The sequence below is a fragment of the Stackebrandtia nassauensis DSM 44728 genome (assembly GCF_000024545.1).
Lineage (GTDB): Bacteria > Actinomycetota > Actinomycetes > Mycobacteriales > Micromonosporaceae > Stackebrandtia > Stackebrandtia nassauensis.
This window is the reverse complement of the sequence record NC_013947.1, coordinates 4,788,161-4,808,520: the sequence shown is the minus strand read 5'-3', so window position 1 is coordinate 4,808,520 and position 20,360 is coordinate 4,788,161. Positions and strand designations below refer to the sequence as shown.

General features: G+C 67.8%; 20 protein-coding genes. 7 read left to right on the top strand and 13 right to left on the bottom strand.

The features are described 5' to 3' along the window. Nucleotides 1-52: 52 nt before the first annotated feature. On the top strand, nucleotides 53-712 hold the full coding sequence (locus SNAS_RS22245; RefSeq protein ID WP_013019722.1) for a maleylpyruvate isomerase family mycothiol-dependent enzyme: 660 nt from the start codon (nucleotides 53-55) through the stop codon (nucleotides 710-712). Between the two features lie 3 nt (nucleotides 713-715). Here SNAS_RS22245 and SNAS_RS22240 read toward each other — a convergent pair whose 3' ends face one another. Together SNAS_RS22240 and SNAS_RS22235 are read right to left on the bottom strand one after the other, a co-directional pair. After that, a complete protein-coding gene (locus SNAS_RS22240) occupies nucleotides 716-1,609 on the bottom strand; it encodes an SGNH/GDSL hydrolase family protein (RefSeq protein ID WP_013019721.1) in 894 nt (297 codons plus the stop codon). Between the two features lie 111 nt (nucleotides 1,610-1,720). Beyond that, nucleotides 1,721-2,695, bottom strand: coding sequence for an aldo/keto reductase (locus SNAS_RS22235; protein WP_041625115.1), 975 nt, complete (start codon nucleotides 2,693-2,695; stop codon nucleotides 1,721-1,723). A gap of 143 nt (nucleotides 2,696-2,838) precedes the next feature. Here SNAS_RS22235 and SNAS_RS22230 point away from each other — a divergent pair, with 143 nt between their 5' ends. The 3 genes from SNAS_RS22230 to SNAS_RS22220 all read left to right on the top strand — a co-directional run bounded on the left by SNAS_RS22230 (nucleotide 2,839) and on the right by SNAS_RS22220 (nucleotide 6,795). Next, complete coding sequence (locus tag SNAS_RS22230) at nucleotides 2,839-3,675, top strand: undecaprenyl-diphosphate phosphatase (protein WP_013019719.1); 837 nt, start codon at nucleotides 2,839-2,841, stop codon at nucleotides 3,673-3,675. 68 nt (nucleotides 3,676-3,743) lie between these two features. Next, nucleotides 3,744-5,039 (top strand): cysteine--1-D-myo-inosityl 2-amino-2-deoxy-alpha-D-glucopyranoside ligase, encoded by a 1,296-nt coding sequence (gene mshC / locus SNAS_RS22225; protein ID WP_013019718.1) that lies wholly within the window; start codon nucleotides 3,744-3,746, stop codon nucleotides 5,037-5,039. A 61-nt stretch (nucleotides 5,040-5,100) separates the two neighbouring features. Further along, nucleotides 5,101-6,795: a hydrogenase maturation protein gene (locus SNAS_RS22220; protein WP_013019717.1), complete on the top strand. Its 1,695-nt coding sequence runs from the start codon at nucleotides 5,101-5,103 to the stop codon at nucleotides 6,793-6,795. A gap of 28 nt (nucleotides 6,796-6,823) precedes the next feature. Here the strand turns inward: SNAS_RS22220 and SNAS_RS22215 are convergent, their stop codons facing one another. Further along, complete coding sequence (locus SNAS_RS22215; protein ID WP_013019716.1) at nucleotides 6,824-7,672, bottom strand: PAC2 family protein; 849 nt, start codon at nucleotides 7,670-7,672, stop codon at nucleotides 6,824-6,826. A gap of 119 nt (nucleotides 7,673-7,791) precedes the next feature. Here SNAS_RS22215 and metH point away from each other — a divergent pair, with 119 nt between their 5' ends. Beyond that, on the top strand, nucleotides 7,792-11,313 hold the full coding sequence (gene metH / locus SNAS_RS22210) for a methionine synthase (RefSeq protein ID WP_013019715.1): 3,522 nt from the start codon (nucleotides 7,792-7,794) through the stop codon (nucleotides 11,311-11,313). A gap of 117 nt (nucleotides 11,314-11,430) precedes the next feature. After that, nucleotides 11,431-12,102: an HAD family hydrolase gene (locus SNAS_RS22205; RefSeq protein ID WP_013019714.1), complete on the top strand. Its 672-nt coding sequence runs from the start codon at nucleotides 11,431-11,433 to the stop codon at nucleotides 12,100-12,102. A 136-nt stretch (nucleotides 12,103-12,238) separates the two neighbouring features. Here the strand turns inward: SNAS_RS22205 and SNAS_RS22200 are convergent, their stop codons facing one another. From SNAS_RS22200 to SNAS_RS22180, 5 genes are all read right to left on the bottom strand, one after another. Then, nucleotides 12,239-13,201, bottom strand: a complete 963-nt coding sequence (locus SNAS_RS22200) for a DUF6528 family protein (protein ID WP_013019713.1) — start codon at nucleotides 13,199-13,201, stop codon at nucleotides 12,239-12,241. Nucleotides 13,202-13,302: 101 nt separating this feature from the next. After that, the gene (locus tag SNAS_RS22195) at nucleotides 13,303-13,854 is read right to left on the bottom strand and encodes a hypothetical protein (RefSeq protein WP_013019712.1); all 552 of its coding nucleotides are present in this window, start codon (nucleotides 13,852-13,854) and stop codon (nucleotides 13,303-13,305) included. Nucleotides 13,855-13,979: 125 nt separating this feature from the next. Beyond that, nucleotides 13,980-15,278, bottom strand: a complete 1,299-nt coding sequence (locus SNAS_RS22190; protein ID WP_013019711.1) for a KamA family radical SAM protein — start codon at nucleotides 15,276-15,278, stop codon at nucleotides 13,980-13,982. Nucleotides 15,279-15,522: 244 nt separating this feature from the next. Continuing rightward, entirely contained in the window at nucleotides 15,523-15,954 is a 432-nt protein-coding gene (locus tag SNAS_RS22185) for an OsmC family peroxiredoxin (protein WP_013019710.1), read from the bottom strand. A 51-nt stretch (nucleotides 15,955-16,005) separates the two neighbouring features. Continuing rightward, entirely contained in the window at nucleotides 16,006-17,019 is a 1,014-nt protein-coding gene (locus SNAS_RS22180; protein WP_013019709.1) for a phage baseplate protein, read from the bottom strand. Between the two features lie 121 nt (nucleotides 17,020-17,140). Here SNAS_RS22180 and SNAS_RS22175 point away from each other — a divergent pair, with 121 nt between their 5' ends. After that, a complete protein-coding gene (locus SNAS_RS22175) occupies nucleotides 17,141-17,575 on the top strand; it encodes a type II toxin-antitoxin system PemK/MazF family toxin (protein ID WP_013019708.1) in 435 nt (144 codons plus the stop codon). A gap of 14 nt (nucleotides 17,576-17,589) precedes the next feature. Here the strand turns inward: SNAS_RS22175 and SNAS_RS37245 are convergent, their stop codons facing one another. The 5 genes from SNAS_RS37245 to SNAS_RS22150 all read right to left on the bottom strand — a co-directional run bounded on the left by SNAS_RS37245 (nucleotide 17,590) and on the right by SNAS_RS22150 (nucleotide 20,349). Then, nucleotides 17,590-18,669, bottom strand: a complete 1,080-nt coding sequence (locus tag SNAS_RS37245) for an AAA family ATPase (RefSeq protein ID WP_013019707.1) — start codon at nucleotides 18,667-18,669, stop codon at nucleotides 17,590-17,592. Continuing rightward, nucleotides 18,666-19,310, bottom strand: coding sequence for a nicotinamide riboside transporter PnuC (gene pnuC / locus SNAS_RS22165; RefSeq protein WP_013019706.1), 645 nt, complete (start codon nucleotides 19,308-19,310; stop codon nucleotides 18,666-18,668). Before pnuC ends, SNAS_RS37245 begins: the two co-directional genes overlap by 4 nt. Before the next feature lie 71 nt (nucleotides 19,311-19,381). Continuing rightward, on the bottom strand, nucleotides 19,382-19,666 hold the full coding sequence (locus SNAS_RS22160) for a hypothetical protein (RefSeq protein ID WP_013019705.1): 285 nt from the start codon (nucleotides 19,664-19,666) through the stop codon (nucleotides 19,382-19,384). Beyond that, the gene (locus SNAS_RS22155; protein ID WP_211207217.1) at nucleotides 19,663-20,040 is read right to left on the bottom strand and encodes a hypothetical protein; all 378 of its coding nucleotides are present in this window, start codon (nucleotides 20,038-20,040) and stop codon (nucleotides 19,663-19,665) included. The genes SNAS_RS22160 and SNAS_RS22155 overlap by 4 nt, the downstream gene beginning before the upstream one ends. Before the next feature lie 24 nt (nucleotides 20,041-20,064). Continuing rightward, a complete protein-coding gene (locus SNAS_RS22150) occupies nucleotides 20,065-20,349 on the bottom strand; it encodes a Smr/MutS family protein (RefSeq protein ID WP_013019703.1) in 285 nt (94 codons plus the stop codon). Nucleotides 20,350-20,360 lie beyond the last annotated feature (11 nt).

Genomic DNA, 20,360 nt, shown 5'->3' with positions numbered 1-20,360 from the left:
GTCGCGGCCGTTCGACGCATGGGTGACAGACGAAAAACCACCGGAGGACGACATGACCGCCACCCACACCCCGACCATCACCGGCAAGAAGGTTGCCATGCTCGCCGACCTGGCCGCCGAACGGCTCGACCTGGCCGACTACCTGGAGACCCTGGACGACAGCCAGTGGCGCACCACGACGCTGTGCCCGGCCTGGAACGTGCACCAGATGCTGGCCCACCTCACGCTGTCCAACCGCACCAAGGTGCTGCCGACGCTGTGGCACGTGGTCAAGGCGCGCGGCGACTTCGACCGGGTCGAGGCCGAACTGGCCGACACCCGGGCCGCGACCTACAGCCGGGCCGAACTGCTGGCGCAGCTGCGCGAGACCGCCGCGGCCGACCGCCGCCTCGCCCTGGCCGGGAAACTCGACCCGCTGGTGGACATCCTGGTCCACGGCCAGGACATCACCCGGCCGCTGGGCCACCACCGCCCGATGCCGGTCCACCGGGTCGTCCCGGCGCTGGAACACGTGTGGGGCAGCGTCTTCTACGGTTCTCGGAAACGATTCAAGGGCCTGCGGTTCGTCGCCACCGACGCCGACTGGTCGGCCGGTGAGGGCCCCGAGGTGCGCGGCCCGGTCGGCGACATCCTGCTGGCGGCCACCGGTCGCGCCGCCGGACTGGACGCGTTGAGCGGCCCCGGCAGAACCGAGGCCGCCGGGCGGATGTAGGTGTTACGCCGCCGGAGAGGTGACGCCGTCACCGACGAGGTCGATGACCGGACCGGCCATCGCGGCCGAGCCGTCGGCGTTGGGGTGCACCGGAGCGGCTGGTTTGGTGGGGATGATGCCCTCCACCCAGCGGTCGGAGCGGTCCGAGCAGACGTCGTGACCGCGCTCGTAGTTCACCGCGTACAGGGCGCCCGCCGCCGACGCGGCCTCGCCGAGCATGGCGTTGAGGTCCTGCTGGACACTGTCCAGATAGGGCACGTCCTTCTTGGCGATCGTCACCTTGGGCCAGCAGCCCTTCTCCGCGGGGAGGACCGCCGGATAGCCCACGACGACCACGGTGGCCTCGGGGGAGCGGGTGGCGATCTGGTCCAGGACGGCGTCGACCTTCGACCGGGTCGCGGCGATGCGTTCGCGCAGTTCGTCCTTGCCGTCGTTGACGTACTTGTCCTGACACGGGGTCCCGAACGGATCGAGGGCGCCGCCGCTGACGCAGGCGAGGATGATCTCGCCGAAGCCGAAGCCGATGTCGTTGCCGCCGATGCCGAGCGTCACCAAGGTGGTGTCGGCCGACAGCGCGTCGAGTTGCGGGTTGTTGGTGCCGATGGGGGTGTTCTGCGGGTTCAGCATGTGTTCGGTGGTCGCGCCGCCGCAACTGACGTCGGTGAACTCGGCGACGTCGAGTTGTTCGGACACAACGGACGGATAGTTCTTACCGGAGCGGAAGCACCCGATCGGTTCCCCGACCGGGAGCGTGTTCAGTGGTCCGGAGGTGAACGAGTCACCAAGGGCCACATAGCGCGAGGTGTCGACGGCATGGGCCGGAGTGGACAGTAGCGCCACCGCCGCGGCGGCGACGGTGGAAACGGCGAGGATACGACGCAGGTTCGGGCTGGGCATAACGAGGGCTCCTAGATCACCGGTACATTACCGACGGGTAACGTATGTCACAGAACCTAATGAGGCCCAATGTGAAAGTCAAGGTCAGAGTGCGGAGTGTCCGGTATCCGTCTAGTGACGTTCCGGATAACCGATGACCGGAGCCGAGACGTCCGACAGTGCCAGCCGGATCTCCGGCGGCAGATACAAAGCCTCCGCCGCCAGGCAGGACCGCAACTGGGCGGCATTGCGGGCACCCACCACGGCGGCGGACACTCCGGGCTGGTCGCGCACCCACGACAGCGCCACATCCAGCGGCGACACCCCCAGGCCCTCGGCTGCCGTGGCGACCGCCTCCACGATCCCGGCACTGCGATCGTCCAAATAGGCCGAAACGAACCGGCTCCACTGCGGCGACGAGGCCCGCGAATCCGAGGGCCGACCGAAACGGTACTTGCCGGTCAGCACCCCGCGCCCCAAGGGCGACCAGGCCAGCACCCCGATGTCCATCGCCAGACAGGCCGGAAGCACCTCGCGCTCCACACCCCGCTGCACCAGCGAATACTCCACCTGAGAGGCCACAATGGGCGATCGTCCCGGCCAGGCCCGCTGCCAGGCCGCCGCCCGCGCCGTCTGCCAGCCGGTGTGGTTGGAGACCCCGACATACCGCACCCGTCCGGTGGTCACCGCGTAGTCCAGGGTGGCCAGCGTCTCCTCCAACGGGGTGTCGGGATCGTTGACGTGCAACTGCCACAGGTCGACATAGTCGGTGCCCAGCCGCGCCAGCGACGCGTCCAGACTCCGCAACAGGTGACCGCGCGAAGTGTTGCGGTTACGCTCACCACCGGCCACCACCCCCGCCTTGGTGGCGATGTGGACGTCACCGCGCGGCACGACCTTGTCCAGGAACTCGCCCAGCACCGTTTCGGAGGCACCCTGACCGTAGACGTCGGCGGTGTCGACGAGATTGCCTCCGGCCTCGACGAAGGACGTCAACTGGGCCGCCGCGTCCTCGGCGTCGAAGTCGCTGCCGGTGCCCCACGTCATGGTGCCCAGCGCCAGTCTGGACACTTCGAGGCCGGACAGTCCCAAAGGTCGTTGCTCCACGAGATCCGAAACTACCCGCCCGCTGCATCCCTAGGCCAGTGACCGTTAATCTGGTGCGACTTGTCCGAATGGCCGTGGAGTCGGAGGTACGTGTGCGATCGCTTTGCTTGAGGGCAGCCGGATCCGTCAGGTTGGTGCTTTAGATGGAACTGTGGCAGGCCGTCGTCCTCGGCATCGTCGAAGGGCTCACCGAATTCCTCCCGGTCTCCTCGACCGGGCACCTGACCATCGCCGAGGGCCTGATGGGGCTCAAGGTCAACGACCCGGCGATCACCGCCTACTCGGTGGTGATCCAGTCCGGCGCCATCGCGGCAGTCCTCGTCTACTTCTTCAAGGACATCGTCAGAATCACGGCCGCGTTCTTCCGGGGCCTGTTCAACGCCAGGGCCCGCCAGGACTTCGACTACAAGTTCGGCTGGTACATCATCGCCGGATCGATCCCGATCGTCATCGTCGGCGTGCTGGGCAAGGACATCATCAAGGGCCCGCTGCGCAGCCTGTGGGTGGTGGCCATCGCGCTGATCCTGTGGAGCGGCGTGATGTGGTTCGCCGAGTACGCGGCCACCCACCAGCGCAGCGAGAAACAGCTGAAGCTCAAGGACACCGTGATCATCGGTCTGGCGCAGTGCGTCGCGCTGATCCCCGGCGTCTCGCGCTCCGGCGCCACCATCTCGGCCGGTCTGCTGCGCGACCTCGACCGGGTGACCGCGACGAGGCTGTCGTTCTTCCTGGGCATCCCCGCCCTGGTCGGCGGCGGCATCTACGAGTTCGACGAGGTGTTCAAGAGCGACATCGGCGTCGCGCCGATCGTGGTGGGCACCGTGGTCAGTTTCGGTGTCGCCTACGCCTCGGTGGCGTGGCTGCTGAAGTTCGTCGCGGGACACTCCATCGCGGTGTTCGTGTGGTACCGCATCGGGCTGGGCGTGCTCATCATGATCCTGCTGGGGACCGGCGCCATATCCAGCACCGGCGCCGCCTGACCCCCTGAGAGCCATCCCACTATTCGTTCCCATCGATGGAGTCGGGCTACGCGTCTACTCTCGAGGGCATGGAATCTTGGCAGGCACCCGACCTCAAGCGGCTCGGCGGCCAGGCGGTGCCGCTGCGGCTGTACGACACCGCGCGGCAGGCCGTCCACGCCACCGAACCGCACCCCGACGGCGCCCGCATGTACGTCTGCGGCATCACCCCGTACGACGCCACCCACCTGGGGCACGCGGCGACGATGGTCACCTTCGACGTGATCAACCGGGTATGGCGCGACAACGGTCACGATGTCGCCTATGTCCAAAATGTCACCGATGTGGACGAACCGCTCTTCGAACGGGCCGAACGCGACGGTGAGGACTGGGTGGTGCTGGGCATGCGCGAGACCGCGCTGTTCCGCGAGGACATGGAGGCACTGTCCATAATCCCACCCAAGGCCTACGTCGGCGCGGTCGAGTCGATGCCGACCATCGCCGCGCTGGTGGAGCGGCTGGTCGACGCCGGGGCCGCCTACACCGTCGACGACGGCACCGGCGACGTCTACTTCCCGGTCACCGCCACCGAGGGCTTCGGATCCGAGTCCCACTACGACCGCGACACCATGCTGCGGTTCTTCGGCGAACGCGGCGGCGACCCCGACCGCTCCGGCAAACGCGACCCGCTGGACGCGCTGCTGTGGCGCGGCGAACGCGAGGGCGAGCCGTCCTGGGAGTCGCGGCTGGGCCGTGGCCGACCCGGCTGGCACATCGAGTGCGCCGCCATCGCCCTGGCCCACCTGGGCGACCGCATCGACGTCAACGGCGGCGGCAACGACCTGATCTTCCCGCACCACGAGTTCTCGGCCGCGCACGCCGAGGCCGCCACCAAGGCGGTGCCGTTCGCGAAGCACTACGTGCACGCGGGCATGATCGGCCTGGACGGCGAGAAGATGTCCAAGAGCCGCGGCAACCTGGTGTTCGTGTCCCGGCTGCGCGCCGACGGCGTCGACCCGGCCGTGATCCGGCTGGCGCTGCTGGACGGGCACTACCGCGAGGACCGGCCCTGGACCGCCGAGCTGCACGCCGCGGCCGCCGACCGGCTGGCGCGCTGGCGCGAGGCGATGGGCATGTCCTCGGGCGCGTCCGGCACCACCACCGCGCAGCGGGTGCGGGAACGGCTGTCCGACGACCTGGACACCCCGGGGGCGCTGCGGGCCGTCGACGAGTGGGCCGCGGCCAGTCTCACCGGCGCCCACCACGACGCTCACGCGCCGGCGCTGGTTCGTGACACAGTGGAGAGCCTGCTCGGAGTCACGCTGTTACGGGCGGTGTTTCGGCAGCGCACAACCAGTGCGACGACATTGGATAGGTCACGGTAGGGTCTCGGTCGAGTCGCGGCTCGGGTCGCGACGCTGACCCCCTACTTTGGAGAAATCTTAAGTGAATATCCTCCTCCTCGTTTCCGCGTTCAACGGGTTGTCGCAGCGGGCCTGGTGCATGCTGCGCGCCCGGGGCCATGAAGTCACCGTGGAGCTCGCGCCGGCCTACGACAGTCCTGACGCCCTCACCGCCATGATCCACGCCGCCGCCCCCGATCTCATCCTGTGTCCGTTCCTCAAACACCGTGTGCCCGCGCAGGTGTGGCAGAAATGGCCGACGGTCATCATCCATCCCGGACCGGTCGGCGACCGCGGACCGTCCTCACTGGACTACGCGATCATGGACCGGGAACGCCAGTGGGGCGTCACGGCGCTGTCGGCGGTGGAGGAGATGGACGCCGGACCCGTGTGGGCCAGCCGGATCTTCCCGATGCCCGACGAGCCGGTCGCCAAGGCCGAGCTGTACAACGGCCCGGTCGCCGACGCGGCGCTGTCGTGCATCGCCGAGGTCGTCGACAAGGCCGCCGATCCGCAGTACCAGCCGATGTCGCAGGAGACCATGTCCCGGCCGGTCGCCTCGGCCAGCACCCGGCCGCAGCTGCGCCGCGCCGACCGGGTCTTCGAATGGACCCGCTCGGCGGCCGAGATCGTGCGTCGCGTCCACGCCGCCGACTCCGCACCCGGTGTGCGGTCCGAGATCGAGGGCACCACGGTGCAGGTCTACGACGCCGCCGTCGGCGAACCGCGCACCCACAGTGCCACCCCCGGCACCATCGTCGGCCGGTCCGGCGACGCGATCGCGGTGGCCGCCGGTGACGCCGACGTGTGGATCGGACAGGTCAAACGTCCACTCGACGCGCACGGCAACGGCATCAAGCTCCCGGCCGGGTACGTGTTCGGCGACGACGTCATCCCCGAGCTCGAACCGCCCGCCGAACTGCGCGAGACGGTCTACGACCGCGACGGCGACGTCGGCATCCTCACCCTGCGCGCCTACAACGGCGCCATGTCGACCCGCGCCTGCCATCGGATGAAGACCGCCCTGGACGAGGCCCTCGCCGACGACACCCGGGTGCTGGTGGTGCGCGGCACCGAACGGTTCTTCTCCAACGGCATCCACCTCAACGTCATCGCGGCGGCCCCCGACCCGGCACTGGAGGCGTGGGAGAACATCAACGCCATCAACGCGCTGTGCAAGGCCCTGGTGTCGTGCACCGACAAGCTGACCATCGCCGGGTTCACCGCCAACGCGGGTGCCGGTGGCGTCATGTTCGGCCTGTCCTGCGACGTGGTGGTGGTGCGCGACGGCGTCGTCCTCAACCCGTACTACGACATGGGCCTGTACGGCTCCGAACTGCACACCTACACGCTGCCGAGGCGGGTCGGGCACGCCACCGCGGCCCGGTTGCTCACCGAGAAGCTGCCCGTCGACGCCACCGAGGCGGCCGCCATCGGCCTGGCCGACGCGGTCGGCCCCCGCGAACCCGAGTCCTTCGCCTCCTGGCTCACCGGCATGGCGCAGTCCTACGCGGACCCGCACTGGCACGGCCAGGCCCTGGACGCGAAACTCAAGGTGCTCAGCGGAACCCATCCGCCCGCCTACTACGAGGCCGCCGAACTGTCGGAGATGGCCAAGGACTTCTTCGACGACCGTTCCGGTTTCGCCGCCGCCCGTTCGGGCTTCGTCCACAAGATGGCGCCCGCCGAGACCCCGCCCCGGCTGGCCCGGCACCGCTGGAACTTCGCCAACGGCTGAGATTCGTCGCGCGGCCCGTGCCCTGACGTCAGTTGTCGTCGGTGTGCGGGCCGCGTCTACGCAGGTAGCGCTCGAAGTCCTTGGCGATGTCGTCGCCGGACGGCTCGTCGCCAGCCTGCGGCTCGTCCAGCGAGCTGATGTAGTCGGCGATGTCGCTGTCGGCCTCGACCAGCTGGGTGACGTCGTTCTCCCACTGCGCGGTCTGCTCGACCAGGCCACCGGCGGGCACCGGCAGGTCCAGCAGCTCCTCCACCCGGTGCAACAGCCCCAGCGTCGCCTTCGGGCACGGCGAGGTGGCCGCGTAGTGCGGCACGTGCACCCAGCAGGACGTGACCGGGACCCCGGCCTCCTGGAAGGTCGCCTGCAACACCGCGATGATGCCCGCGGGACCCTCGTAGTCCACCGGGTCCATCTTCATGCGTTTGGCCAGCGCCGGATCGTTGGTGGTGCCCGAGACCGGCAGCGGCCGGGTGTAACCGACGTCGGCCATCAGCGACCCCAGCAGGATCACCTGCTCGACGCCGAGACTGTGACAGATCTCGGCGACCTCGGCGCAGAAACCGCGCCAGTGCATGCTCGGCTCGGCACCGGTCAGCAGCACGACGTCGCGGTCGGCGTCGGTGGGCGAGGCCACCGAGAAACCGGTGTACGGCCAGTCGACCCGCTCCACGCCCTCGGCGGTCACCTTGACCGACGGGCGCGCCATCTGGAAGTCGTAGTACGGATCGGGGTCGATGGTGGCCGTGTGCTCGGCCTGCCATTGTTCGCTGAGGTGCGCGATGACGTGGCTCGCGGCGTCGGCCGCGTCATTCCAGCCGGTGAACGCGGCGACGAGCACCGGCGAACGCAGGTCCGGAAGTCCGTCAGTAGGTGTCACCCGGCAAGGGTACGTGCTGCCCACATCGCTTTCACGGACGGCTCGGGCCGCGCGCCGGATCGAAAATCACGCGAACATGCTGTTTCCGGACGCACCCCATACCGCCTAGGCTGGGGGACATGTCTGAGAATCCGTTCCTGAGCGCCCTCAAGCACCGCATCCTCGTCGCCGACGGGGCCATGGGCACCATGTTGCAGGATGCCCAGCTCGAGATCGACGACTTCGAGGGTCTCGAAGGCTGTAACGAGATTCTCAACGTGTCACGCCCGGACGTGGTGCGTGACATTCACGACGCGTACTTCGCCGCCGGGGCCGACATGGTCGAGACCAACAGCTTCGGCTCCAACATGACCAACCTCGGCGAGTACGACATCGCCGACCGGATCCGGGAGCTGTCGCAGCGCAGCGCCGAACTGGCCAAGGAGGTCGCCTCCGGCCACTCCACCCCCGACCGCCCCCGGTTCGTGCTGGGCTCCATCGGCCCCGGCACCAAGCTGCCCACCCTCGGCCACGCTCCGTACGCGGTGCTGCGCGACGCCTACCTGGAGAACGCCGCCGGACTGATCCTCGGCGGCGCCGACGCGCTGATCGTCGAGACCTCGCAGGACCTGTTGCAGACCAAGGCCGCGATCGTCGGTGCCCAGCGCGCCATGAAGGCCGAAGGCATCCAGGTGCCGATCATCGCCTCGGTGGCCGTGGAGACCACCGGCACCATGCTGGTCGGCAGCGAGATCGGTGCCGCCCTGACGGCGCTGGCCGCGCTGAAGGTGGACCTGATCGGGCTCAACTGCTCCACCGGCCCCGCCGAGATGAGCGAGCACCTGCGGTACCTGTCGCAGTACTCCCGCATCCCGCTGTCGGTGATGCCCAACGCCGGGCTGCCGGAGCTTGGCCCCAACGGCGCGATCTTCCCGATGACGCCGCCCAAGTTCACCGAGGCCATCGACGAGTTCGCGCAGGAGTTCGGGGTGGCGCTGGTGGGCGGCTGCTGCGGCACCACGCCCGAGCACATCCGCCAGGTCTACGAGCGGGTCGGCCAGCGCGAACCGGTGCGCCGCACCATCGCCGACGAACCCGGCGTCTCCTCGGTCTACCACCACGTCCCGTTCAAGCAGGACGCCAGCATCCTCAACGTCGGTGAACGCACCAACGCCAACGGCTCCAAGGCTTTCCGCGAGGCGATGCTGGCCGCCGACTGGGACAAGTGCGTCGACATCGCCCGCGACCAGGCCCGCGCCGGTTCTCACCTTCTGGACCTGTGCGTCGACTACGTCGGCCGCGACGGCCGCGACGACATGCGGGAGCTGGCCGGACGGTTCGCCACCGCGTCCACGCTGCCGATCATGCTGGACTCCACCGAACCGGGCGTCATCGAGGCCGGACTGGAGTCGCTGGGCGGCCGCTGCATCGTCAACTCGGTGAACTTCGAGGACGGCGACGGCCCCAACTCCCGCTACGCCAAGGCGATGCCCGCGATCGTCGAGCACGGCGCCGCCGTCGTGGTCATGTGCATCGACGAGGAGGGCCAGGCCCGCACTGCCGACCGCAAGATCGAGATCGCCGCGCGCACCATCGACGACCTGGTGGACAACTGGGGCATGCGAGTGTCCGACATCTTCGTCGACGCCCTGACCTTCCCGATCTCCACCGGCCAGGAGGAGACCCGCCGCGACGGCATCGAGACCATCGACGCGATCCGCGGCATCGCCGAACGCTACCCCGGCATCAACTTCACCCTGGGTATCTCCAATGTGTCCTTCGGCCTCAACCCGGCCTCCCGGCAGGTGCTCAACTCGGTGTTCCTGCACGAGTGCGTCGAGGCCGGACTGACCAGCGCCATCGTCCACGCCTCCAAGATCCTGCCGATGTCGAAGATCGAGGAGGAGCACCGTCAGGTCGCCCTCGACATGGTCTACGACCGGCGCCGCGAGGGCTACGACCCGTTGCAGCGCTTCATCGAGCTGTTCGAGGGCGTCGACATGGCCTCGGCCCGCGCGTCCCGCGCCGAGGAACTGGCGGCGCTGCCGCTCAACGAACGGCTGGAACGGCGCGTCATCGACGGCGAGCGCAACGGCCTGGAGGCCGACCTCGACGCCGCCCTCGTCGAGCGCTCCGCGCTGGACATCGTCAACGACACCCTGCTCAACGGCATGAAGACCGTCGGCGAACTGTTCGGCTCCGGCCAGATGCAGCTGCCGTTCGTGCTCCAGTCCGCCGAGGTCATGAAGACCGCCGTGGCCTACCTGGAACCGCACATGGAGAAGGCCGACTCCGAGGGCAAGGGCACGATCGTGCTGGCCACCGTCAAGGGCGACGTGCACGACATCGGCAAGAACCTGGTCGACATCATCCTGTCCAACAACGGATACAGCGTCGTCAACATCGGCATCAAACAGCCGATCAACGCGATCGTCGACGCCGCCGAACAGCACAACGCCGACGCCATCGGCATGTCTGGTCTGCTGGTCAAGAGCACCGTCATCATGAAGGAGAACCTCGCCGAGATGATGTCGCGCGGCGTCGCGGGCCGCTGGCCGGTGCTGCTGGGAGGCGCGGCGCTGACCCGCTCCTACGTCGAGGACGACCTGCGCGAGATGTTCGCCGAGGGCGAGGTCCACTACGCCAAGGACGCCTTCGAGGGCCTGTCGCTGATGGAACGCGTCATGACCGCGCGCCGTACCGGCGTGGCGGTGGTCGACGAGGAACGCGAGGCCAAGATCGCGCAACGCCGCGAACGGCGCGCCCGGCACGCGGCCGTCAAGGCCGAGTCCGGTCCCTCCCTTGACGACGACTCGGTGCGTTCCGACGTCGCCACCGACAACCCGGTGCCCCGGCCGCCGTTCTTCGGCACCCGGGTCATCAAGGGCGTCCCCACCGCCGACTACGCGGCCATGCTCGACGAACGCGCCACCTTCCTGGGCCAGTGGGGCCTGAAGCCCTCGCGCGGCAAGGACGGCCCCTCCTATGAGGAGCTCGTCGAGACCGAGGGCCGTCCCCGGCTGCGGTACTGGATGGACCGGCTGGCCACCGACAAGGTCCTGGACCCGTCGGTCGTCTACGGCTACTTCCCGTGCTACTCCGAGGGCAACACCCTGGTGGTGCTGGACGAGAACGGCCACAGCGAACGCGCCCGCTTCGCCTTCCCGCGCCAGCGCCGGGAACGCCGCCTGTGCATCGCGGACTTCTTCCGTCCCAAGGAGTCCGGCGAACTGGACGTCATCGGCATGCAGCTGGTGACGATCGGCAGCGCCGCCAGCGACTACACCGCGAAACTGTTCGCGCAGCACGCTTACCGCGACTACCTGGAGGTACACGGCCTGTCGGTCCAGCTGACCGAGGCGCTGGCCGAGTACTGGCACAAGCGGATGCGCGCCGAGTGGACCCGTCCGGACGGCAAGTCGGTGGCCGACTTCGACCCGAACGATCTCGACGGCATGCTCAAAGTGGACTACCACGGGTGCCGCTACTCCTTCGGCTACGCCGCCTGCCCCGACCTGGAGGACCGCGCCAAGACGGTGGCGATCCTGCGGCCGGACCGCATCGGCGTCGAACTGACCGAGGAGTTCCAGCTCACCCCCGAACAGTCCACCGACGCGATCGTCGTCCACCACCCGGAGGCGTCGTACTTCAACGCCAAGTGAGGCGAAGCCGAAGCGAAGTAGAGAAGTAGCGCACTGTTCGGCAGACTGTTCACTTCTCGCCGTCGAGGGTCTTTAGGCTGCTAGTTCCGGCCCAGGCTTGAAAGGCAGTGGTGGCAGATGCCCAACGGTGAACTGTCGGCCGTCCTGTTCGACATGGACGGCACGCTCATGGACTCCGAGAAGCTGTGGGCCGTGGGCCTGCGCGAACTGTGCCAGCGGCTGGGCGGCGAGCTGACCAACTCGCTGCGGCTCCAGCTGGTGGGCATGGACCAGCGCGAGTCCATGGAGGTGGTGCACACCGCCTTCGGGCTGCCGTTCTCCGGCATCGACGACAGCGCCGCCTGGCTGATCGGCCGGATGAAGGAGATCTTCGCCGACGGTGTGGTGTGGCGCCCCGGCGCCCAGGAACTGCTGCACGAGGTCCGCTCGCGCGGCCTGGCCACCGCGCTGGTGACGGCCACCGGCCGCGAACTCGTCGACGTCATCATCGAGACTATCGGCGCCCACCACTTCGACGCCACCGTCGTGGGCGACGAGGTCACCCACAACAAACCCGATCCCGAGCCCTACCTGACCGCGATGAAGACGCTGCGGCTCAGCCCCGCCGACTGCCTGGCCATCGAGGATTCCCCCACCGGAGTGGCCAGCGCCCACGCCGCGGGCAGCCCGGTACTGGCGGTCCCCAGCGAAGTCCCGATCCCGCCCCGCTCCGGGGTGACGGTGCTCGACACCCTCGACGGCGTCGACGTGGAGCGGCTGCGCCACGTCCACGCCGAGCTGTCCCGCTGAGCGCCGACCCCGCCACGCCAACGCGATTGCCGCTCGCCCGCGATTGACGCGAGAAGTGGACGGCCCCGGAATAAGAACTTGGCAGGCCGGGACCGTCCACACGGGGTAACTCGCGGATGGTCGGTGGGGTGCCGTCCTACTGGTACTTCGGGTAGAACAGCCGCGCCTTGTAGATTCCGGCGCCGCCGCGTTTGCGGGAGTAGCCGCCGTCGAAGCCGACGGTGTTGGTCCGCCAGTTGGAAGGCTTGGGCCAGTTGGGAATGGTCCAGAACGCCTCCCCCGAGGAGTGTCGGCAGAAGGACTTGACGTGATCGGCCTGGCGAATCTCCCGGATGCCCCGATTGGACTTGGTGATCTCGTAGACGCCCTTGGTGTCGGTGACCAGCAGGCGGCCCTTGTTGCTGTGGTCGGCCTGCAGATCGTGGCCCAGTCCGGGCAGCTTGATCCGCGCTCCGGCCTCCCGCAGCCGGGTACCGCGTCCGGAGCCGGTGACCTTGTAGGAGCGCACCGTCTTGTCGCCGACAGCCCACAGGAGATTGCTGACCTCGTCCCACAGCACCCCGTGCGCGCCGGGCAGTCCGAAGGTCTGGACGGCTTTCTTGCCCAGCGAACTCATCACCGCGCTCTTGGGTCCGTAGACGCTGATGTAGCCCTTGGAACTGGCCGTCACCACCGAACCGTTGTGCGGGATGCGTTCGATGGCGTGCGGGTTGCCTCCCGGCGTCGCCCACCACAGGACGTCGTTGAACTCCTGGTGCCGTTCGGACTTGAGGTTCCAGACGCCGACATTGCCACCCGAACACGTGAACAGGCCGATGTTGTTGTACTTGTGGGTCTCCCGGAACTTCACATCGGACAGATTCGACCAGCCGCCGCCCCCGCCGGGACGGAAGCTGCGCAGCATGTGCGCGTTGTCCCACTTGCTGTTGCGCGCGAAGATCATGACCTTGTTGGACACCTGTTCGGTGATGGCCACCTGGTAGTTCGCCTTCGCCGCGGCGGCCTCGCTGTCGGCCAGCGCCGAGCGGCCGAACACGGCGGCGGCGGTACCGGCGGCGCCCACGGCGGCCAGCCCGGTGAAGAGGGTGCGTCTGCGCATGAAGGCGGTTCTCCTCGGGTTATTAAGGGTTTCGGTAAGACTGACGTCCCGAGGACCGAGGAAGGTTGACAACGTCGCCGAGAAATCTTCCGCTGCCGACCTCAGACCCGCGCCGCGACCCGGGTCCGTGCCTGCTCGGCGGCCCGTCGGCCCCATCGTGTCCGCCCCCAGGGTTTGAACGTCGACAGCACGACGTTGAACGTGTAGATCGAACTGGACACGAACGCGGCGGACAGCAATCCCGAACCGTCGATGTCGGCGAGCCGGTCCGGCGCGGTGGCGTCCACTATGGCGGCGCTCTCGCGCAGGCCGGGCACCAGCGACAGGTACGTCATCAGCACGGTCCCCAGTGTCAGGACCAGCTTGATCAGCACCCACTTGTGCCGCAGCAGTCCCCAGTGGGTGCCCACCGACAGCACCACTCCGGTGGCGAAGGCGGTCAGGCTGATCGGCAGGATCACGATATTGCCGACGATCTCCAGCACCCGGTAGATCGAGTGCTGCAACGCCGGATCCGAGGTGTTGTACACCGTCAGGGCCAGCGCGATGTTGCCCAAGCTGATGCCCAGCCAGCCGACCGAGGTGATGACGTGCAGCGTCAACAGGCCGCGGCGCAACGGTTTCGGGAGAGTGCGGACGGGTGCGGTTGTCATACCCGCCAGCCTCGCCGAGATCCGTCCGGTCGTCGTCACACGACGAGAGGCGATCGGGTTACTCCCGTGGGCGTAGAAACGGCGGCCCCGGGGTAACCGGGACCGCCATTGTGGACTTGCGATCGCTACTGGAACGGGAACCGTTCGGCGAAGGCGGGTTTGAGGTCGTTCAGCCACACCGCGTCGGGGTCGTAGTGCGCGAAGAACGGCTTGCCGACCAGCTTCGGGTCGCGGGCCTGGATCATGTGCAGCACGAACACCCGGGTGCCGTTGATCTCGACGACGCCGTCAACGGCGACCTTGCCCGGATCGGCCGACATGGACGGTCCGCGCACGGTGCGGCACAGCCCCGACACCTGCGAATACGCTTCCTGGAAGATGTCGTACGCGCGCGCCAGCGGCACCGCGAAGTACTCCTGCGGTCCGGTGTCGCGCTCGACGAACATGTAGTACGGCACCATCCCCATCGTGTGGTGCTTGCGCCACATGTCCGACCACACCTGCGGGTCGTCGTTGATGGACTTGATCAGCGGCGCCTGGGTGCGGATGACGGCGCCGGTGTCGCGGATCCGCTTGACCGCGTCGTGCAGCATCGTCGGCGCCAGTTCCCGGGTGTGCGAGAAGTGCGCCTGGAAGGCCAGGTTCTTGCCGCTCTCGCAGACCTCCTCGAACAGCCGCAGCGTGTCGTCGGCGTCGGGGTCGGTCACGAACCGCTGCGGCCAGTAGGCCAGTGCCTTGGTGCCCATCCGGATCGACTCCAGCTGCTCCAGCTGGATCAGCGGCTCGATGTAGCGGCGCAGCACCGGGGCACCCATGATCATGGCGTCGCCGCCGGTGATCAGCACGCTGGTGATCTCCGGGTGCGCCTTGATGTACCCGACCAGCGCGTCGATGTCGTTGGAGGCCATCTTCAGGTCGGACTCGCCGACGAACTGGGCCCACCGGAAGCAGTAGGTGCAGTAGGCGTGGCAGGTCTGGCCCTGCTGCGGGAAGAACAGGACGGTCTCGGGGTACTTGTGCTGCATCCCCGGGATGTCCGCCTCGCCGAGCTTCGGCTTGTTGAGGTCCAGCTGTCCGGCCGGGTGCGGGTTGAGGCGGCGGCGGATCGCGAAGACCTCGGCCTTGAGCTCGGGCCCCTTCGGGTCGGCGTCCAGCAGCTTGGCCAGCTTGCTGACGTCCTCGGCGGGCAGCATGTCCTCCTGCGGGAAGACCAGCCGGTAGATCGGGTCGTCGGGAGCCGCGTCCCAGTCGATCAGCTCGTCGATGACGTAGTCGTTGGTGCGAAACGGCAGCACCGTGGCCACGGCCCGGGCGCGCAGTCGCTGCTCAGGCGACAGACCCGCACGGGTCAACAGTTCCTCCAGGTGCCGTGCCGTGTAGGCGCGGAACCGGCGGCCTTCGGATTCGGATGTGGGTGCCGACATTGTGGGATCAGCCTCCTTTGTCTACTGACGCCCTGCTCGCGTACCGACGGGGGTGCTGACGGCACGCCGCAGCATGCGAATTTCCTATGCTGGGCATCAGCATAACTGTTTCAAGGTTGCGGCCGAGTGGCGCATATCACGTATCTATTTTGGCCAACCGGCGTGTCGCACTTGACGTGCGGAAACGCACCCGTACACACGAAAGCGTGCCACCGAGAACAACCGGTGGCACGCTCGTGGATCCTTACTTCAGCGCGGCGTCCACAGTGATGTCCTGGACCGCGCCCAGCGCCTTGCTGACCGGACAGTTCGCCTTGGCGTCGGCCGCCGCGGCGTTGAACTCCTCGGCGCTGATGCCCGGCACGTCACCGCGCACCGTCAGCCGGATCTTCGTGATCCCACCGGCGGCGGGGTCGAAGGTGACCTCCGCGCTGGTGTCCAGGCTCTGCGGCGGCGTCCCGGCCTTGGCCAGCCCGGCCGACAGCGCCATCGAGAAGCAGGACGAGTGCGCGGCGGCGATCAGTTCCTCCGGCGAGGTCTTGCCGTTGGCGTCCTGCGAGCGCGCCGCCCAGGTGACCTCGGCGTCGGGACGCCCCGACGATTCGAAGTGGACGACACCGGCGCCGCCGGTCAGATCGCCCTCCCAGTTGGTGCGTGCGGTACGAACAGTGGCCATGGGTCACTCCCTGAATCCGTGGATGGTCGTTCCCGCAGGCTAACACCGCGCTCAGCCGACGAATGCGGGCTTCGTGTACAGGGTCGCCAGTCGATCGCCCTTGTTCCCCGAGGCCAGCCCGAAGTGAATGACCGCGCTGCGCGGGTCGCCCGGCTTGCGCCGCCGGACCGCCATCCCCTCCGGCTCGCGGTACTTGAAGAACTTCGCCGCCCGGGTGATGCTGTGCTGCGACATCCGCCCGGTCTCGATGTCGACGCTCGACAGGAACACGTTCCCGTCGGGGTACACCGAACCCTGGTTACCCCAGTTCGAACCCTCCAGTGTGTACAGGTAGCGGCCGAACAGCGTCCAGCCCTGGAAGTACACGCGGTTGGCGATGTCTTCTGGTTTGTCGAACTCGGCCAACGGCGTGAAGTTCCGGTTCTTGAACTCCGCGAAGTCGTAGACCCGGAACCTCACCTTCCCGGCCTCGTTGTACTTGACCCCGATGCGGCCGTATTCCAGGTCGAGCGCCGGGGTCAGCGCGGTGGCACCCGGAACCGGGTCGAAGCGATCCCGTTCCGGGACGTCCGCGTACTTGACGTCGGCACCCGCCTTGAACCGCACCCGCGCGATCTTCCTGCCGAACGTGAAGTCACCCCCGGCGTCGTACGCGTCGCCCTCGACCCACACGACCACACCGTCGGCGTCCGGCTCGACCCCGATCCCGACCCCGTGCCCGAACCCCCGCAGATACATCGACCCGGTCACCTTGCCGTCCACGGTGGCCTGATTGACGCACAAATTGCCCAGCTTGTTGTGATCACCGGGGCCACCCTTGGCATCCATGACCTGCGCCAGGTACACCCGGTCCCGGGTGTCGTCGAACCCGAAGGACTGCATCACGTTGCCCGACTTCAGCGGCTTCTCGAAGAACCTGGTCTTGATGGCGTCGGTAGACAGGTCGAACCGCGGCGTGTCCTCAATCGAGTCGGCGAACGCCCGCCCGACCCCGAAGGCTCCGGTGGCGAGGGCTGCCGAGACTCCGGCGCCGTACAGCAGACCGCGGCGGCTGATCGATGGCATGGCGACTTCCTTTGTCGGGGAACCGAATCCGCCCACCCTGCCACGATTCCGGCGCCACGCCCCGCGATTGACAGGAACCGGCCAGCCTGGCGCGTCGGCACCGGTTCGCTAGTCTCCTGTGATGCTTGACGATTCCCCCGCCACGCCCCGCGTCCGCGAGATCTACACCCCCGAGCGCTACGCGACCATCGAGTACTCGCCCGACCTCGACGGACTCGCCGACCCCGGCGAGGTCGTCTGGTCCTGGGTCCCCTTCGAGGAGGACCCCACCCAGGGCAAGGACCGGCCGCTGCTCGTCGTCGGCCGCTACCGCAAACGCCTGTTGGGCATGATGCTGTCCAGCAAGGGCCACGACGACCACCCCGACTGGCTGCCCCTGGGCGCCGGGGCCTGGGATCGCAACGCCCGCGACTCCTACGTGCGCCTGGACCGGGTCTTCGCCCTCGACGAGGACGACATCCGCCGCGAAGGCTCCGTACTCGATCCACAAAGCTTCGTCCGCGTCGCCGCCGAACTGATCCGGCTGCACGGCTGGGAACCCGTCAAAGCCCGCTGACCCGCCCCGACGACTCAACGCCGCTCCGGCAACGGATCCGCGAACCGCCACCCCGTGGCCAGCAGCTCGTCCACCGCCGCGACCGCCTGCTTCAATCGCTGCTCACGCGACCCGCTCACCTCGACGAACGGCCGCCGCGTGCGCCGCAACGCGTCCCGAAACCGCCGGGTCATCCACCCCCGCAGCGACTCGCCGTCCCGCAGCCCATCGTCCTCGAACGCCACCCCGTCGTGGTCGGTCAATATCCACAAGTGACGCTCCACGCGCTCGGCGATCCGCGCGACCTCGGCGTTCCCGCGACCCAGATACCGCTCATGCCAGATCGCCGTCGCGAAGGAATCGGTGTCGCAGAACAACACCGGCGACCCCCGCCGCGCCGCCGCCTCCTCCATCTCGTCCTGCCGCCGCGCGATGAACGGAAACTCGTCCCCGTCGAACCGAACCTCGCTCCATCCCGCGTCCGGACGCTCCACAAGCAACGCCGCCAGCTTCGCCTCGCTGTACTCCCGCCCGAACTCCGGCACCCACCGCGTATCCGCCCACACGCCACCCCGCCCCGCGTAATGCTCCGCCAACCCGCGAGCCAAGGTCGTCGTGCCACTGGACTCGGCCCCCAACACCACGACCCGCCGCGCCAACCCCGCCCGCACCGGCGCCTCCAGAAACCCCCAGTGCCCCACCGGATCGGCCCTCACCCGCCGCCCCGAAACCGGAAACAACCCCCGATCCACATCAACAGCGACATGCTCCGCCCCGAACCGCCGCGCCAACTCCGCCCCGTAATCCTCCGAAGTGAACACCGCGTCCACCCGCCCGGGAACAGCGGCCCGAAAGATCGCCATGTGCGCATCCCAAACCGCCGGATCGTGAACGTCCACCTCCACATCGTCCACCGCACCGACCACAGTGGTCAACGGATGCGCCTCCCGCAGCCACTCCACCCGCCGCGCCAACGGAATCGACTCTACCGAAGCCGCGCACACCAACACGGTCAACCGCTCACAAGCCGCCAACCCCGTCCGAATCACATGATGGTGCCCGGCATGCGGCGGATAGAACTTGCCCAGCACCAGACCGTGCCGAAACCGGCTCACGCCACCGCCTCGGCCGGTCGCGCGGCCACCAGATCCCGACGCCAGCCCCGCAAACCCATGACACACAACGCCATGAACCCCACGTACAAGATCGCGGTCAAGTACAACCCCTTATACGCGTACAACGGGATGTACACCACATCGGCGGCGATCCACAACCACCACGACTCCAACCGCTTCCGGCACTGCCCATACGTGGCCAACAACGACAACACCGTGGTCAGAGCGTCCCAAAACGGCACCGTCGAATCCGTCGCCGAATCCAGCAACCAGGTCAACCCCACCAACCCCGCCACTCCGGCGACCCCCAACACGTACCACTCCACCCGCGTCGTCCGCCGCACCACCACGGTCACCGCCCCCGACCCCCGCCGAGCCCAGTTCCACCACCCGTAAACCGCCAGCGTGATGAACACCAACTGCAACCCGGCATCGGCGTACAACCCCGCCTGCGTGAACAGCAGAATGAAGAACAGATTGTTCGCGATACCGGTAGGCCAGTTAGCGATGTGCTGCCGGGCAACCAGCCACACGCACAAGGCCCCGGACCCGAAACCAAGCACCTCGGTCCAACTGACCGGAGTGGCCAGCACGGTGAACAGCGGCTGTTGCAGGGCGGCCACCAAATCGGCGATATTCATGGGCACACGTCCTTAATCGTCAACATGACTATAAAGACTCCCCGCCGATTCCGCCACCTGGCGGACGCACATCACTTCCGCCGCCGCTTCACCCTTCGCACCTCAATCGGCGCGGGCTCGTCGAACATCTTCTTGAAGTCCTTGGGCCACGGCTCGTCCACACGTCCGACCAGGTTCCGCGTGGTCAGCCGAGGAGCCTTGCGCCCCATCGAATCGGCCCACTCGTCCAGCACCACCTGCGCCAGGAGTCTCCCTACCCTCGCGCCACGCGGCGGCCGCAGGTACACCCCGATGTCGTCGCCCCAGTGGTCGGTGAACTCGCGCGGCCGGATCTCCATCTTGTGCCAGTGGTTCACTCCGCCACCGTGGCTTCCCGCTCCGCCAGATACTCGTCCAGCAACCGAAACAGCATGTCGATCGCCGCGTCCTCATCAGCCGCCGAGCCCGGCGACCCATTGGTACACCGACACGGCGCCCCGGTCGCCAGATGCACCGCGATACCACTCCACACATGACAACACGGCCCGTCCATCCTGGCCAGCATCCACTCCCGCCACCCCTCCAACCCCGGCGACCCACCCCGCCGCGCGGCCTGGTCATAACCGACGAGAAACGCCTCCGCCCCACCCAACGTCGGCACCCCGACGTACATACCGAGCCGCTTACGAATGCTGCGGAAATACTCACGCTCACTCATCCGCAACGGATCCAGCCCAACCTCACCATCCACACCCACAATGGTGCCCGACCCGCCTTACCGCTTGCGTTTCTTGCCCTTGTCGGCCTTGTGCTGGAAGTAGACGAACAGGCGGCCGAAGTTCTTGGAGTCCTTGTCGATGCGGTGGTACATCGCCTTGATGTCCTTCTGCTCCAGGAAGCGGATCACCTTTTTCTTGAGCTGTCCGGAGCCCTTGCCGGGGATGATCTCGACGGTGGCGATCTTCTTGTCGACAGCCTCGTTGATGATGTCGCGCAGCGCCTTGTCGATCAGGTCGCCCTTGTTGTAGATGTCGTGCAGGTCCAGCACCAGTTTCGCCACGTCGTCGATGA